This window comes from Allorhizobium borbori (assembly GCF_014196535.1).
GTDB lineage: Bacteria > Pseudomonadota > Alphaproteobacteria > Rhizobiales > Rhizobiaceae > Ectorhizobium > Ectorhizobium borbori.
On the sequence record NZ_JACIDU010000015.1, the window covers coordinates 74,778 to 89,435 of the forward strand.

17 protein-coding genes are annotated in these 14,658 nt (G+C 61.7%); 8 read left to right on the forward strand and 9 right to left on the reverse strand.

The features are described 5' to 3' along the window. Positions 1 to 112 precede the first annotated feature (112 nt). Entirely contained in the window at positions 113 to 532 is a 420-nt protein-coding gene (locus GGQ66_RS17125) for a SufE family protein (RefSeq protein ID WP_183793954.1), read from the forward strand. A 10-nt stretch (positions 533 to 542) separates the two neighbouring features. Here the strand turns inward: GGQ66_RS17125 and GGQ66_RS17130 are convergent, their stop codons facing one another. The 3 genes from GGQ66_RS17130 to GGQ66_RS17140 all read right to left on the reverse strand — a co-directional run bounded on the left by GGQ66_RS17130 (position 543) and on the right by GGQ66_RS17140 (position 2,389). After that, on the reverse strand, positions 543 to 1,313 hold the full coding sequence (locus GGQ66_RS17130; protein WP_183793955.1) for a DUF6456 domain-containing protein: 771 nt from the start codon (positions 1,311 to 1,313) through the stop codon (positions 543 to 545). Then, a complete protein-coding gene (locus GGQ66_RS17135; RefSeq protein ID WP_306414080.1) occupies positions 1,306 to 1,704 on the reverse strand; it encodes a helix-turn-helix domain-containing protein in 399 nt (132 codons plus the stop codon). The genes GGQ66_RS17130 and GGQ66_RS17135 overlap by 8 nt, the downstream gene beginning before the upstream one ends. Positions 1,705 to 1,960: 256 nt before the next feature. Then, positions 1,961 to 2,389, reverse strand: coding sequence for a Ros/MucR family transcriptional regulator (locus tag GGQ66_RS17140; RefSeq protein ID WP_183793956.1), 429 nt, complete (start codon positions 2,387 to 2,389; stop codon positions 1,961 to 1,963). 636 nt (positions 2,390 to 3,025) lie between these two features. Between GGQ66_RS17140 and msrB the strand changes: the two genes are divergently transcribed. Then, a complete protein-coding gene (gene msrB, locus GGQ66_RS17145; RefSeq protein ID WP_183793957.1) occupies positions 3,026 to 3,436 on the forward strand; it encodes a peptide-methionine (R)-S-oxide reductase MsrB in 411 nt (136 codons plus the stop codon). A gap of 6 nt (positions 3,437 to 3,442) precedes the next feature. Here msrB and GGQ66_RS17150 read toward each other — a convergent pair whose 3' ends face one another. Next, the gene (locus GGQ66_RS17150; RefSeq protein ID WP_183793958.1) at positions 3,443 to 3,955 is read right to left on the reverse strand and encodes a GNAT family N-acetyltransferase; all 513 of its coding nucleotides are present in this window, start codon (positions 3,953 to 3,955) and stop codon (positions 3,443 to 3,445) included. Positions 3,956 to 3,981: 26 nt separating this feature from the next. Between GGQ66_RS17150 and GGQ66_RS17155 the strand changes: the two genes are divergently transcribed. After that, the gene (locus tag GGQ66_RS17155) at positions 3,982 to 4,551 is read left to right on the forward strand and encodes a helix-turn-helix domain-containing protein (RefSeq protein ID WP_183793959.1); all 570 of its coding nucleotides are present in this window, start codon (positions 3,982 to 3,984) and stop codon (positions 4,549 to 4,551) included. Here GGQ66_RS17155 and GGQ66_RS17160 read toward each other — a convergent pair. The 4 genes from GGQ66_RS17160 to GGQ66_RS17175 form a co-directional block, all read right to left on the reverse strand. After that, complete coding sequence (locus tag GGQ66_RS17160) at positions 4,521 to 5,696, reverse strand: MFS transporter (RefSeq protein ID WP_183793960.1); 1,176 nt, start codon at positions 5,694 to 5,696, stop codon at positions 4,521 to 4,523. The genes GGQ66_RS17155 and GGQ66_RS17160 overlap by 31 nt on opposite strands. Positions 5,697 to 5,808: 112 nt before the next feature. Next, complete coding sequence (gene trhA / locus GGQ66_RS17165) at positions 5,809 to 6,462, reverse strand: PAQR family membrane homeostasis protein TrhA (protein ID WP_370686376.1); 654 nt, start codon at positions 6,460 to 6,462, stop codon at positions 5,809 to 5,811. A gap of 210 nt (positions 6,463 to 6,672) precedes the next feature. After that, the gene (locus GGQ66_RS17170) at positions 6,673 to 7,005 is read right to left on the reverse strand and encodes a TraR/DksA family transcriptional regulator (protein WP_183793962.1); all 333 of its coding nucleotides are present in this window, start codon (positions 7,003 to 7,005) and stop codon (positions 6,673 to 6,675) included. Positions 7,006 to 7,117: 112 nt separating this feature from the next. Beyond that, complete coding sequence (locus GGQ66_RS17175) at positions 7,118 to 7,528, reverse strand: universal stress protein (RefSeq protein WP_183793963.1); 411 nt, start codon at positions 7,526 to 7,528, stop codon at positions 7,118 to 7,120. A 218-nt stretch (positions 7,529 to 7,746) separates the two neighbouring features. On the opposite strand from GGQ66_RS17175, the gene GGQ66_RS17180 reads away from it, so the two are divergent. Beyond that, positions 7,747 to 8,685, forward strand: a complete 939-nt coding sequence (locus GGQ66_RS17180) for a VOC family protein (protein WP_370686381.1) — start codon at positions 7,747 to 7,749, stop codon at positions 8,683 to 8,685. A gap of 90 nt (positions 8,686 to 8,775) precedes the next feature. Beyond that, positions 8,776 to 9,858: an AI-2E family transporter gene (locus GGQ66_RS17185; RefSeq protein WP_183793965.1), complete on the forward strand. Its 1,083-nt coding sequence runs from the start codon at positions 8,776 to 8,778 to the stop codon at positions 9,856 to 9,858. Between the two features lie 484 nt (positions 9,859 to 10,342). Here GGQ66_RS17185 and GGQ66_RS17190 read toward each other — a convergent pair whose 3' ends face one another. Further along, positions 10,343 to 10,738 carry a DUF930 domain-containing protein gene (locus tag GGQ66_RS17190; protein WP_183793966.1) on the reverse strand — a complete coding sequence of 132 codons (396 nt, stop codon included), beginning with the start codon at positions 10,736 to 10,738 and terminating at the stop codon, positions 10,343 to 10,345. A 180-nt stretch (positions 10,739 to 10,918) separates the two neighbouring features. On the opposite strand from GGQ66_RS17190, the gene GGQ66_RS17195 reads away from it, so the two are divergent. From GGQ66_RS17195 to GGQ66_RS17205, 3 genes are all read left to right on the forward strand, one after another. Next, positions 10,919 to 13,027 (forward strand): S9 family peptidase, encoded by a 2,109-nt coding sequence (locus tag GGQ66_RS17195; RefSeq protein WP_183793967.1) that lies wholly within the window; start codon positions 10,919 to 10,921, stop codon positions 13,025 to 13,027. A gap of 313 nt (positions 13,028 to 13,340) precedes the next feature. Next, positions 13,341 to 13,766 (forward strand): hypothetical protein, encoded by a 426-nt coding sequence (locus tag GGQ66_RS17200; protein ID WP_183793968.1) that lies wholly within the window; start codon positions 13,341 to 13,343, stop codon positions 13,764 to 13,766. 452 nt (positions 13,767 to 14,218) lie between these two features. Beyond that, complete coding sequence (locus tag GGQ66_RS17205) at positions 14,219 to 14,515, forward strand: hypothetical protein (protein ID WP_183793969.1); 297 nt, start codon at positions 14,219 to 14,221, stop codon at positions 14,513 to 14,515. Positions 14,516 to 14,658 lie beyond the last annotated feature (143 nt).

Sequence of the window (14,658 nt, forward strand, 5' to 3'; positions counted from 1 at the left end):
GTCGCGATGATCCCGTAGCACCTTGCGCGCTTTAAGGTTTTGTTTTGTCGCATGTCGTGAGCGCAAGCCATACAAGGCCTTGCGCGACAATACTTTGGCGGAGCCCGGTTCCATGTCTTCCCTTGACCAGATCATCGACGATTTCAGCTATCTCGAGGAATGGGAAGACCGCTACCGCTACGTGATCGAACTCGGCAAACAGGTGCCGGACCTGCCGGACAGCGAAAAGACCGCCGAAAACAAGGTTCAGGGCTGCGCCAGCCAGGTCTGGCTCGTTTCCGAAAAGGGTGAAGGCCCCGATCCCGTCATGACGTTCCGGGGCGATTCCGACGCCCATATCGTGCGCGGTCTGGTGGCCATCGTGCTGACCGCCTATTCCGGTCTCCACGCCTCGGAGGTCGCCAAAACGGACGCGCTCGATCTCTTCAAGCGCATCGGCCTCGTGGAACACCTTTCCGCGCAACGCGCCAACGGCCTGCGCTCGATGGTCAACCGCATCCGTGAAGAGGGTGCGAAGGCGCTCACGGCCTAGGGTTGGCGACCTAATAACCCTGGCGATCGGGCTGGTCCCGACCGGCTTCCCAATGCCGCATCCGCGACCTGACGGGCGGCGGTGCGTAGTGTCGGGAGAGCGTCATCAGCGCGGCCCGCAGCATTAGCTTTGCGGATCGGGCCGGCCATTGCCGCTCCCGTTCCACCGTTTCCAACCCCTTGTAAAAGCAGCAGACATCCAGCGCCACGCCGGACAATTCCGGGCCCATGGCATCGACGGCACGGGTAAAGCGTGCACGCGCGCCGAGCGCTGCGTCGTTCAGATCGGCCTGCCCGCCGGCGGTGCCCTTCGTCCGGTTGGCCAGACGCGGTTCCCATGAGGCGGTCACACGCGGCTGCATCTGCCCTCGGGTGAAATCGGCATGCAATCGCTCGCCTGCGGCTACCGCGTCGTCCGGCAGAAAGGCGGCTCCGTCACGGCTGCGCAACCGGGCGAGATGCGACAGGGGTGATTCGTCGAGATTGCGGATCACCTTCACGCCCGTATCCGGCAGCACCACCGCTTCGCGCTCCCCATGCTGCGCGCGAAATTCCGTTTCGCCATCCGCAACGAACAACCGGCGCAGAAAAGAAGCGGCTTCCGGCCGGGCCTGCAACCGCGCACCGCAGCGGGTGACCAGCCCGACGGCCACCGCCCGGCCCAGCAAGGCTTGCTCCGCCCCGTCTTTCGCCGTGATGGCGTCGCCAGCGGCGGAACGAAGCAGCCGCGCCAGCCGTCGCGCTTCGGCGGGCGTGAATTCCGCGGGCCCGCCCTCACCCATGGCTTGCCCCCTCGCCCAGAACCACCTCACGGGCAATGCGCTCCATCGCCGCGACGAAGGCGTCAAAAGCCTCGTCGTCACGGCGATCCTCCACGACGGCGCAGGCATAACCCACCGTCGAGCGATCCTTGCCGAAGGCAGCGCCGACATCGCCTTGCGGAATCTGCAAGGCGACATGGCACACATACATGGCGATCTGGCGCGTATGGCAAAGCGTGCGCCGGCGGTTGCGGCGAAGCGGCGCACGATCGCCGGCGATCGTCACCATCTCCCCTGCCAGCATTTGCACCAGGCGGCACGCATTGCGCACCGGGGTCACGCCCGCCCCAGCGGCGCCAGGCGCGCCCGATTTCCGTCCGTTCAGGCCAGTGTCGTCTTTGTCTAGCGGCATGTCACCCTCCGAAATAGGAATTATTTCTTAATTCACTATGCGAAGATGGGAGCAATGAAAATCAACGTCTTGCAATTATGTGTTGAAATACGCGCGATTTCATCGCTTTTGCCGAAAATTTTTAGGACTATTTTCCTCATGTTCAGCAAACGGTGTACAGCCGATGCTCCGGCCACCAAAGAAAAAGCCCTGCGCGCAAAGCGGCAGGGCTTTATTCGTGGCAGGCCGGGATTGATCGCCGTGTGGCGACGGCCCCTTACTTTTCGCGGCGACGACGCTGGCCGAGGCCCATTTCCTTTGCAAGGCGCGAACGGGCTTCCGCATAGGCGGGAGCGACCATCGGATAATCAACCGGAAGGTCCCACTTTTCGCGATACTCTTCCGGGCTGAGCGTGTGGTGCGTCATCAGGTGGCGCTTGAGCGACTTGAAGGCGCCACCGCATTCCAGGCAAATGATCTGGTCATCCTGAACCGACTTGCGCACAGCCACAGCCGGCTTCTGCTTTTCAGCAGCCACCACAACCGGTGCCGGTGCCGCCGTTACGTTCAGCGCCGCATGAATATCGGCAATAAGGCCGGGAAGCTCGCTGACCGGCACAACGTGGTTGCTGACATAGGCAGCAACAATATCAGCCGTCAGCTCAACCAAGAGATCCGGCGCATGTTCAAATGCAGAGTCTGTCATTTCTGTCTCCTTTAGAAACCATCCATGACGCCAAAACGCTTTGACGCCAAAGGCGGACAACTCCAAGCGGCCACGCTCATCTTCACCCGGTCGAGACCAGAGTGAGCGATCCGTCAGTCCACCCCTAGATTTCGGGACAGGTGGCGCCTTCGTTTGCCCTGAGACTGGCGATCATTCAATTCATTCCGTACACACGCTCCTTCCCCAACAGGCAGAAGCGCGGAAATACGCACGGAACGTTGAAGTGAATTTCAATCCTCCAATTTCAGTTTTAAGGGAATAACAGGATTGCCGATAAAATCCAATTGAAATTTGCAGTCTAGACAGTCTAGTCACGATTTATAGCTATATTTTACATTGAACATAACAGGTACAACACGGTTGAAAGCAGCATCTTCCGACCGTCAAATAATAAACTCCGGTGAGAATCAACCTTCACCACAATTCACTCTGGGAAATTGAATAAGTCGTACAATTGGCGGATAATTCCCGCACGGGCCAATGCGGCGAGCCCCGGGCATGACTATTGTCTGGTGCCGGAAGGCGCACTATTTCATGGGCAACATCATGCCAGACGGGCCCGCGTGACATACTGTCTCAGCCTGTCGTGGCGATCTGGACCAGGGGAGATCGAGAATGAGCGACACCGGCACGCCGAAAATCACCAGGACGGACGAAGAATGGCGTGAACAGCTCACGCCCGAGCAATATCGAATCACCCGCAAGCAGGGAACCGAGCGGCCCTTCACCGGACCTTACTGGAATTCCAGCGAGACTGGTCTTTATCGTTGTGTTTGCTGTGAAGCGCCGCTCTTCTACTCGGATACCAAGTTCGATGCCGGATGCGGATGGCCGAGCTACTTCGAGCCGGTGTCTCGCGACGCAATTGCCGTTTACCGGGACGAATCCCACGGCATGGTGCGCACCGAAGTGCGTTGCGCGGCCTGCGATGCCCATCTCGGCCACGTCTTTCCGGACGGCCCGCCGCCGACGGGCCTGCGCTTCTGCATCAACGGCCACGCGCTCGATTTCGAACCGCAGGCCTAAGGCCGCTCACGTTCCGGCGGGCAGGCGCAGTTCCATGCAGGCGAGATCCAGCCAGCGACCGAATTTCTGGCCGACCTCGCTGAAGCGCCCGACATGGCGGAAACCGAGCTTCTCATGCAGACGGATCGAGGCGGCGTTTTCCGCCTCGATGCAGCCGATCAGAACATGTACGCCGCGCTCCGTGGCGGCCGCAATCAGCGCCTTCATCAGCGCGACGCCGGTGCCCCGGCCCTTGCGATCACTGCGCACATAGACGGAATGCTCCATCGTGTGGCGAAAGCCCTCGAACGCCCGCCAGTCGCCATAGGATGCATAGCCGATCACCTCGCCATCCCGCTCCGCCACCAGAACAGGCTGGTTGCGCGCCGCGCGGCTCTCGAACCAGGCGCGGCGATTGTCGAGATCGACCGGCGTCTCGTTCCAGATCGCCGTCGTATTCAACACGGCGTCGTTATAGATGGCCAGAATGGCAGGCAGATCGGCCAGCGTGGCCGGGCGAACGGGAACGGCTTGATCCATGACGGAATGTCCACTATAAATACGATATGTCCACTTTATCAGACAATCTGGATCGTTGTCTAGGGGAGCGCATCCGTGCCGAGCGGGAGGTGCGCGGCTGGTCGCTGACCGATCTTTCCGAGCGGGCGGCGGTGTCGCGCGCCATGATCCACAAGGTCGAGCGCGGCGAAAGCAGCCCGACAGCCGCCCTGCTCGGACGCCTATGCGCGGCGTTTTCCATCAGTATTTCCACGCTCATGGCACGGGCCGAAGGCCAGAGCGGGCGAGTGTCGCGGGCAGAAGGACGACCTGTCTGGGTCGATCCGGAGACCGGTTATCGGCGCGAACAGATCTCGCCGCCATCCGACATGCCGCTCGATGTCGTGGCCGTCGAACTGCCCGTCGGCGCGCGGGTCGCCTATGGCGCCGACAATTTCACCTTCGTGCGGCAAATGATCTGGGTGCTTGCGGGCGATTTGACGTTCCACGAGGGCGCGACGGTTCACACGCTGGCCGCCGGCGATTGCCTGGCGCTCGGCGCGCCCGCCGATTGCCTCTATGAAAACCGCGGCGACGTCCCCTGCCGCTATACCGTGCTGGTCGTCAGGCCGGGTTGAGCGCGCGGAAACGTCGCGATCACCACGCAAAATCCGGCCAGCGCCGCCAGAAGCGAGAAGGCCAGCAGAACCGGCAGCGATGCGCTGGCGAGGATCATTCCGCCAACCGCGCTTCCCGCCGAGATCGCCAGATAGATGACCGAACTGTTGAGCGACACCGTGAAGGCACCCGCCTCTGCCGCCAGCGACAGCAGGCGATACTGGATCGGCACCAGATACATATAGCTGAACACACCCCAGCAGAAAACAACCGGCAGCACGACCAGCGGTTCGAGCCGGAACAGCACGGTGACGGCGATGCAGAGGGCCTGCGCGGCAATCGCCGTCAACAGCACCCGCGCCGGGCCGAAACGGTCGGTCGCAAGCCCCGTGATCACATTGCCGAGAATGGCGCCGCAGCCAAAGATGAACATGGCAAGCGGCAGAATGCTGGCCTCCCGCCAGATGCTTTTTTCGAGAACGACCGAGAGATAGGCGAAGATTGCATATTCCGACATGACAACGAGGAAAGTAACGGAAAGCGTGGCCAGCACCTTGCGGTTTCGGGCGGCGGAAAGCCGTTCGACAAGCGTGGCGGCAGCGGCGCACTTGCCCTTCGGCACCAGCACAAGCAGGGTTGCGAAAGTCAGCGCGCCGACGGCAACAATGACCATGAAGGCAAAACGCCAGCCAAACATCTGCCCGCTCCAGGTGCCGAGCGGCGCGCCGAAGGCGGTGGCGATCGTCATGCCACCGAAGATGACCGAGAGTGCCACGCCGCGCCGTTGCGGGCCGACCAGCGCGGAGGCCGTGGCCGTGGCCACCGGCAGGAAAGCCCCGGCCCCGAAGGCGGCAATGGCCCGACCGGAAAGCATCGCGCCATAGCTTTGCGCCACCGTGCAGAGCGCGTTGCCGAGGGTGAAGACCAGCATGGCCAGCAAAAGCGTCCGCCGCCCGCCGAGCCGTCCGGCCACAGTGGCCCCAAGCGGAGCAAACAGCGCGTAGCAGAGGGCGAAGACCGTGACGAGCTGCCCCGCGACCGGCTGGGTCACGTCGAGATCGGCGGCAATATCGCTCAACATGCCGATCATGATGAAGGAATCGGCGCCCAGCGCAAAGGCCCCCACCGCCAGCGCGACCAGAACGGGCAGCGTTGTCCTGTCCATGTATCCCCTCTTTTTGCGATGCAATATATCGGTATATTGCCACAAGGCAAGAGACGGCTCCGGTGACCGGCACACGGGCCACAGCGAGAGAGCGGGTTCGGAAACGATGAGGTCAGGCTGACGAGAGCGCCGTCATGACAGCGGAATAGTGGACGGCGGCGGCCGTGACGACGAAGCCGTGCCAGATGGCATTCTGGAAACGCAGCCTTTCCCAGACATGGAAGATGACCCCGACGGAATAGATGATGCCGCCGATGACGATGAGATGGAGCGTGACGGGCGGCAGGATGCCCGAAAGCGGTGGCGCGACCAGAACGCCGCTCCAGCCCATGCCGAGGTAAAGCAGGATGGCGAGCCGGTCATAACGGCCCGGAAAGACACATTTCAGCACGACACCGCCGATGGCGGCCAGCCAGATGGCCACCAGCATGAAGGCGACAAGTGGTTCGCCACTTCCCCTTTGCAGGAAGGGCGTGTAGGTCGCGGCAATCAGAATGAAGATGGCGGAATGATCGAGCCGGCGCAGCCACCACTTCACCCGCGAAACCGGCCATATATTGTAACTGAAGGAAATGGAAAGGCAGAGCAACAGCCCGATACCATAGACCCAGGCCGCGGCGATTTCGCCGGCGCTCGCCCAGACTGTGGCATAAAAGATCAGCGCCGTGACGCCGATCAGCGCCAGCACGATACCCACGCCATGGACAATGCCATCGGCAACGATCTCATGGCGGTCATAGGTCCATTTCACGTTGATGCTGTCCACGCCCGCTCTCCGTTCGTCGCGGCCATGAACGATCATGCCACGTTGCCCGCGACAGGTCCATGACAGCCTGCGGATTACAGGGTGCAAACGACAAACGGCGAAAGCAAGGCGGGCCCTGCTTTCGCCGTCCACACATTCCGGAAACATAGACCGCAGCCTTTCGGCGCGAACTACCCCCCGTTCCGGAACAGAAACCTGTTCATGGCCGCCTCAGCCGCCAGCGCGCAGTTCCGCAACGCATTCCTGGCATAGAGGCGCATAGGGCACGGCATCCAGCCGCTCCTTCGAAATCGGCCGGCCGCAACGGGTGCAGGTGCCGAAGGTGCCGTTGGCAATGCGGTCGAGGGCCGCGTCGATCGCCTTCAATTCTTCCTGACCGACCAGCCCGAGTTCATCGAGAACCTCGTCGTTGCTGCGCTCGGTGGCGCGGTCATCGTCATCGGGGTTGCGCGGCTGCTCGAAATCGGCCTCGATCTTGTGCAGGCGGCGATAGAGTTCCCGCTGGCGGGTCCGCAGGATGTCTTCATAGGGATTGGCGGTCATGGCTGCTTCCTCTCCTGTCCGGCTTCGCCCTCCGGCAAACGGCCGGCTGACGTCCGGTTGTTGTTTTTCGGTGCGGCGGCGATCACCCGATGTGACGGCCGCCGCCCGTCGTTTAGCGGTCGATGAGAACCGAGCACTTGGCGTGGCGCACCACGCGGTCGGCAGTCGCGCCGATGAAGTAATTGCTGATATCCGGCGTATGCGATGCGACGATGATGAGGTCGGCGGCATGTTCCTGCGCAGCGGCAAGGATTTCGCGGGCCGGAGCCCCCGAACGGATTTCCACCTTCGCGGCAACGCCGAGCTTTTCCTTGATCTGGACCAGCTTGGCCTTGTTTTCGTTCAGGGCATTTTCCATCAGGTCGACCGGCAGGTCGATGGCGAGATAGCCGGGCATGTCCTCAAGAATATTGAGGAGAACGATTTCCCCGCCGGCATCGAGCAGGGCGGTCGCCTTGGCCAGGATCTTCTCGCCCTTTTCGAGCGCGCCGACATCAACCGGAACGATAATTTTCTTGTACATCGCTGACTCCTTTTCCCAAGGCACTCGGCAGCGCCTCCTTGATTGCGATTACATTTGTCATCTTTCATCACAGGCCCGCATTGATCAAGATCAATTCAGGAAAGGTGTCCGTCGCTGTTTGGTTGACGATAAATCAAGCAAAGACAATCTTTTGTGAACGACGGAATAGAGCCATATTCAACGCAACAAACAACGTTTGAGGCCGCCCGATGAAGCCGATCCAAAGGCGTGCTTTCCTCACCCTTTCGGCAGGGGGCGCACTCGCCGCCCACGCCACCGCAGGAGCCAACAGCATGACCGAACCCGCAACCTCCTTCGCCCTCACCCGCCCCGCCTTTGTCGGGCAGGCACACCTTGCGGTTGCCGATCTGGACAAGGTTTCCAGCTTCTACCAATCGATGCTCGGCCTCAAGCTGTTCGAGAAAAGCGCGTCCGGCGTGCTGCTGGGTGCCGGTGAACGCCCCTTCCTGCACATTACCACCGACAAGGGCCTGCGCCAGGCGCCGCGTGCCAGCACCGGCCTGTTCCACAACGCCTTCCTCGTGCCCAGCCGCCTGGAACTCGCCCGCTGGCTGCGCCATGCGGCCCATAGCGGCGTCGTGCTCGACGGCGCATCCGATCACCTCGTTTCCGAAGCGATCTATCTGTCCGACCCCGAAGGCAACGGCATCGAGATCTATCGCGACCGCACACCGATGGAATGGAACTACCACGCCGACGGCACGGTGGAGATGGCCACCAACCGGCTCGATCTTCAGGCGCTTTATGACAGCGCGCCGGATGAAAGCTGGGGCGGCATGGCGCAAGGCACCGGCCTTGGCCATATCCATCTGCAAGTCAGCAACATCGCAGCCGCAGACAGTTTCTACAAGGATGTTCTCGGCCTCAAGCTAATGTCGATCTATCCCGGCGCACACTTTTACGCGACCGGTTCCTATCACCACCACGTTGCCGCCAATATCTGGAATTCGAACCGTGCAGCGCCGCGCGAAAAGGGCATGAGCGGCCTGCAGGACTACACGCTGACCTTCAACGACAAGGCAAGCCTCGACGCCGCTCTTGCCGCCGCGGAACGGCTGGAAGTGAAGGCCACGCAGGAAAACGGCGTCTGGTCGCTGACAGACCCCTTCGGCATCGGGATCAAGCTGGCGGCCTGACCCGCGAACCGCTATTATTGATAATCACCACGCCCCGGAACCAACCGGGGCGTTTCGTGTTATCTTCAGCGGGAATTCGGGGACAGGCGAATGGATGAACGCATCAGCGAGACGCCGGCAGTGGCAAGCGAGAAGCCGCGGCGTGACGGGCTGCAATTCGCCATGGCGTGGTCGATCATCGGCCTGTTCGTGATTGTTCTCTTCGGCGTCATCGAAACGCTGTCGATCATCCTCATGCCCGTCACCTTCGCGATCGTGGTCGGCCTCATCCTCAGCCGCGCGGCGGCCCGGCTCAGCCGCTCGGGCATTCCGCCCATCGTCAGCGGCCTCATTCTTTCGGCGGCGTTCTTCGTCGTATCCTTCCTGACCGTCAACGCGCTCATCGAACCGCTCGGCAATCTCACGGATCAGGCCCCGTCGCTCATTTCACAAACGCGCGACCGCGTCGTGCCCATCCTCAAGCACTACAAGTGGCTGAACTTCACACCGCAAACCTTCAGCGGCAAGGTTTCGGTGGAAAGCATCATCGACAATGCCGGCAGCGTGATCGCGGTCGCGCGCTCGAATATCGTGCCGTTTCTCATCCAGACGTTGATCTTCTTCGCGGCGCTGGCGCTTTTCCTTGCCGGACGGCTGGAACTTCGCCAGGGCATCATCATGATGTTCCGGCGTCGCGAAAAGCGGCTGACGGCCATTCGCGTGCTGAATGCGGTGGAAGATGTGCTGGGCTATTACTTTGCCACCGCCTGCCTCATCTATGGCGGCATCGGCATCACGGTGGCGGTCATCGCCTTTGCCGCCGGCTTTTCCATGCCGCTTCTGTGGGGTTTCCTCGCCTTTCTCTCGTCCTTCGTGCCGTTTCTCGGCTTTGCCATCATCACGCTGTCGCTGGCGCTGGCGGGCTTCCTCACCTATGACGCGATGATCCCCGCGCTCTTGCCGGCGCTTGCCTTCTTCTGCATCCACATGGTGGCGGAAAACCTCGTCGTGCCCTCGGTGATGGGCAAGCGGCTGGAGATCAACCCCTTCCTCATCTTCCTCGCCATCCTGTTCTGGACATGGATGTGGGGTGCGGCCGGCGCCATGCTGGCGCTGCCGGTCTCTCTCATCGTCATGACGGTGATCGATGAACTGCTGCTGGAGGAAAAGCACCGGCCTAAACTGCCGGGTTAAAGCCCTGACCTTAGATGCTCTGACAAAGTTGAGCGTTATGCGCCCGTATCCTGCGACTGCGCATCATGCGCCCACAGACCTTTTGGGCCGCTCCTTCTCCGCTCCCCGGAAAGCGAACCGGGCGTCTGGCGCTTCCTTGATAACCGTAACCGGCATGCAAGCCCGCAGTTCGCGGCGAAAACGCGCGGCGTTACGGGCGCCCCATACGCCGAGGAAGCATTCACCCGAGGTGTCGTTCTTAAACACGACTGCGCCGCCAAAGGCGGAAGACAGACCACCTTCGCCAACCAGGCCCGCATCGCCATAAACGGCGACGACGCGGTGCAATGGAGCGACACTGACCACGGTATCGCCGGACGGAGAAAAACCTGCGCTTCTGAAAAGGTAGACTGGGCACGGATTGTTTGTCATCCGCTCACCATAGCGACATAGCGATTGGCGACAAGAGCCCGCCAACGGAACCGGCAGTGGCCCGTCACGCCATTCAATCCGCTGCGAGATAGTGCGTCGCCCATTCGGATTTCGGCACCATGGCGCCGATATGATAGTCGAAGGACTTGATCGTGAGGTGTTCCGGCCCGGTGCGGCAATCGTAATTCAGCCGATACCATTCGCCCTTGCTGCGAAAGGTTGCGCCTGTCGCCGTCATGCGGTCTCCCTTCACCTCGGGATCGGCGAAGGTATAGGCAATCACCTTGTCGGGCCGGTAACCCGCCTTGTTGCGGGCAATCTGCTCCATTGCCTCGAGATCACAGCGCTGTTCCTGCCGCTCTTCGAAATCGAGTGTCTTGAGGCTGTTCAACGCCCGCTGATCGGCCGCGCCGGCGAACGGCGCCGAAAGGCAAAGCCCGAAAAGGCCGAGTGTCAAAACTCTTCGCATTGTCATCCTCTTTCGCCAGCCCCGAAGCAGCGGCAATCTATCTGGTAGCGTCGGCGGCCTCCACCCACCCTTGCGTGTATCTTCGGGGCCCTCCGTCCTACCTTCCACCCTCTTGACGCTTGCAGCCGCCGCCTGCCCCGCCTATCTCTTGGACAACGCATAATTCGTGGAGTCTTCGCCTTGCCCACCCCTTCCCTTACCGCCTTCGGTCCCCTTCCTCCCGCCCCTGTCACACCGAAGAAGCCGGTCAGCGACACCCGCCACGGCCTGACCCGTACCGACGATTACGCCTGGCTTCGGGCCGATAACTGGCAGGCCGTGTTCCACGATACCAGCCTGCTCGATCCGGAAATCCGCACCATGCTGGAGGCGGAGAACGCCTATGTCGATGCCGCCATGGCCGATACGGCAGCGCTGCGGGAAGCGCTGTTCGAGGAGATGAAGGGCCGCATCAAGCAGGATGACAGCTCCATTCCCGTAAAGGACGGTCCCTTTGCCTATGGCTCGCTATTCGTGACCGGCGGCGAACAGCCGCATTATTTCCGCGAGGACCGCGAAGGGGGCCACCGCACCGTTCTGCTGAACGGCGATGCGGAAGCCGAGGGCAAGGACTATTTCCGGCTTGCGGGCCTTTCCCATTCCAGCGATCACCGGCTGGGCATCTGGGGCTATGACGACAAGGGTTCGGAATATTTCACCCTGAAGGTCCGCGACCTCGCAACCGCCACCGACCTTGACGACCACGTCGAGAACACCGGCGGCGGCGGCGTCTTTGCGCCGGACGGCAAGAGCTATTTCTACACGCTGCAAGACGAGAACCACCGTCCGTCCAAGGTGTTCCACCACATCATCGGCCAGTCGCAATCCGCTGACCGGCTGGTCTATGAGGAGAAGGACCCCGGCTTCTTCATGGGCGTTGGCGGCTCCATGCTGGACGATTTCATCTTCATCGACATTCACGACCACGAGACGTCGGAATACCGCATCCTTTCGACGCAGCACCTCGATGCCGAACCGCTTCTGGTAGCCGAGCGCGAGGAAGGTGTCGAATATTCGATGACGGAAGGCGGCGGCGTGTTCTATATCCTCACCAACGAGGGCGGCGCCAAGGACTTCAAGATCGTTCAGGCGCCAGTCACCGCGCCCGGCAAGGAAAACTGGCGCGAAGTGGTGCCGCATGTGCCGGGCCGGCTCATTCTTTCGCACATGGCCTATGCCCGCCATCTCGTGTGGCTGGAGCGGCTGGAAGGCCTGCCGCGCATCGTTATCCGCGACCGCAAGACGGGTGAGGAACACGCCATCGCCTTCGACGAACAGGCCTATTCGCTCGGCCTTTCCGGCGCGGCAGAGTATGACACCGACGTCATCCGCTTCAGCTATTCCTCGATGACGACGCCTTCGCAGCTCTACGATTACAACATGGCGACGCGCGAGCGCACGCTGCTGAAGACGCAGGAAGTGCCCTCCGGTCACAATCCGGAGGACTATGTCACCGAACGCGTCTTCGCCCCCGCCCCGGACGGCGAACTGGTGCCGGTCTCCCTGCTTTATCGCAAGGGCACGCCGCTCGACGGTTCCGCTCCCTGCCTGCTTTATGGCTACGGCGCCTACGGCATCACCATTCCCGCCGGTTTCAGCACCTCCTGCCTGTCGCTGGTCGATCGTGGTTTCGTCTACGCCATCGCCCATATTCGCGGCGGCAAGGACAAGGGCTTTGCCTGGTACGAAAACGGCAAGATGGCACACAAGGCCAATACGTTCCGCGATTTCATCGCCGCCGCCGATCACCTCGTCGCCAAGGGCTACACCGCTTATGACCGCATCGTCGCGGAAGGCGGCTCGGCGGGCGGCATGCTGATGGGGGCCGTTGCCAACATGGCGCCGGAAAAGTTCGCCGGCATCATCGCCGCCGTGCCCTTCGTGGACGTGCTGAACACCATGCTGGACGACACATTGCCGCTGACCCCGCCGGAGTGGCCGGAATGGGGCAACCCCATCGAGTCCAAAGAGGAATATGGCTGGATCGCCGCCTATTCGCCCTATGACAATGTGGCGGCAAAGCCTTATCCGCCCATTCTGGCGCTTGCGGGCCTCACCGATCCGCGCGTGACCTACTGGGAACCGGCCAAGTGGGTGGCGAAGCTGCGCGACCATTCCACCAGCGGCCAGCCGGTTCTGCTCAAGACCAACATGGCCGCCGGCCATGGCGGCAAATCGGGCCGTTTCCAGCGACTGGAGGAAGTCGCCTTCGAATATGCCTACGCGCTGAAGGTGGCCGGCAAGGCCTGACGAGAAGCAAGACCACCGGATTTCATCCTTCTTCCCCGCGCGGGGAGAAGGATGCGTCCGGCTCGCGCGCTGGCGATCCTTCGCCTCGTATCGCCTCCGATTCAGATGGAAACCAACACTCCAAAACCGGAAAACGCGCAAGCTTCGCACAGTCCGGGACTGTCATGTTGGCGCCGTAATCCTGTCATGCGTCCGGAGCGCCCGTTGTTTTCCCATTCCAAACGCTCCGTTCCGTTGTTTCCGACACTCGATTCACGCTGGCCCTGCCGCAAAGGACCACTCGCTTTACCGGGCCTGCAATGAGGAGCTTTTGATGACCGACGGCACTCCGGATTCCGTTTCCCCCGATGAAGGCGAACGCTCGACCACGGATGTCTGCGTCGATGCGCTGACAGAAACCCTTTCCATGCTGAAAGCCGCTGAAAACCGCCCGGGCGAACCGTCGCTGGCGGAAATCATGCGGCTTGTACGCCTGATGGAGAGCCAGCCGGAATATGCGATGGAAAGGCTGCGGACCTCGCTGCACCGCTGGCAGGAGGCACCGACGCCGGAAAAGATCCGCCGCGCCCGGCTGCAGAAACTCGGCCACACCGAAAACAGCCTCAAGACCCTCTCCGCCAGCGAACGCGACGCCGTGGAGAACACCATCGCCGAAGAGATCCGCCGCCATTTCGGCATCGCGCGGCTGCCGGCGCAACGCCCGATGCGCCCGCCGCCGCTCTCACCCTTCCCCCTGTAAGGCGCCTCCTGTTCCAGCGCACTATCCCGACGTCTCGCGACCGATGATCCGGCACGCGTTTGCGGCACCATCACGGTGTCGCAAGCGCGTTTTGGGGGATGTATTCGCAACCGATCTGATCGTCGCTTTCCGCCATCAGGATGTGGACAGGCTGGATTTCTCCACCGTCGACGCCACCCCGCGCATGACGCAAGCTTCGCGCAAAGCTCGGCGGCCATGGTCTGCGTCGCTGCAGGCGAAACCAGCCTGCGCCTCCCTTCTGATGTCGCCAAGCCCCGATTGCGGGGCTTTTTCGCGATAGGCGCAAGCCTCGCGCAAGCTACAAAAGTTAACAAATCCTTAATAGATCGGTAAGGCGTTACGCCACCGAACATGAACTGGCACCGGAGCGCCGCCAAGAGACCATCTCACCCAAACCGCTCCGATGCGCCCTTGAACTGGAGTGGCTTGCCATGAAGATCGATGTCGGCTCAGGCGGTTACGGTTACTCAGGCCCCGCCTATTATACGCGCCGCGAAGCCGTGAGCGCGGAAATCGCCGAAGAGGCGGTTTCCGGTCGCAACACGCTCAACGTCAGCCACACGCCCATCTCGCCCTCGCTGGCCAACGCCCTGTGGACCGTGGAACGCGAGCGCAGGAGCAGCAAGGCTGCCGCCAATGCCAATGACGAAGCCACCGGCAACCCGAATGGTGGCGTTCTCGACCGTTATCTGGAATTCGCCGTCTCCTCCACGGACGAATATCACTGACCCCGCCCCATCCGGGGTCCGTGCTGTGAAAAGTGGCTGTTGCGTCTGATTTGCGCATTGCGTTCACGTTCCCCTGAAGCTCGGGCGGCGCTTAGGCGGCGCCCTCTTTTTTGCCGGCTTGATCGCCGTCGGCAAACCGCCTA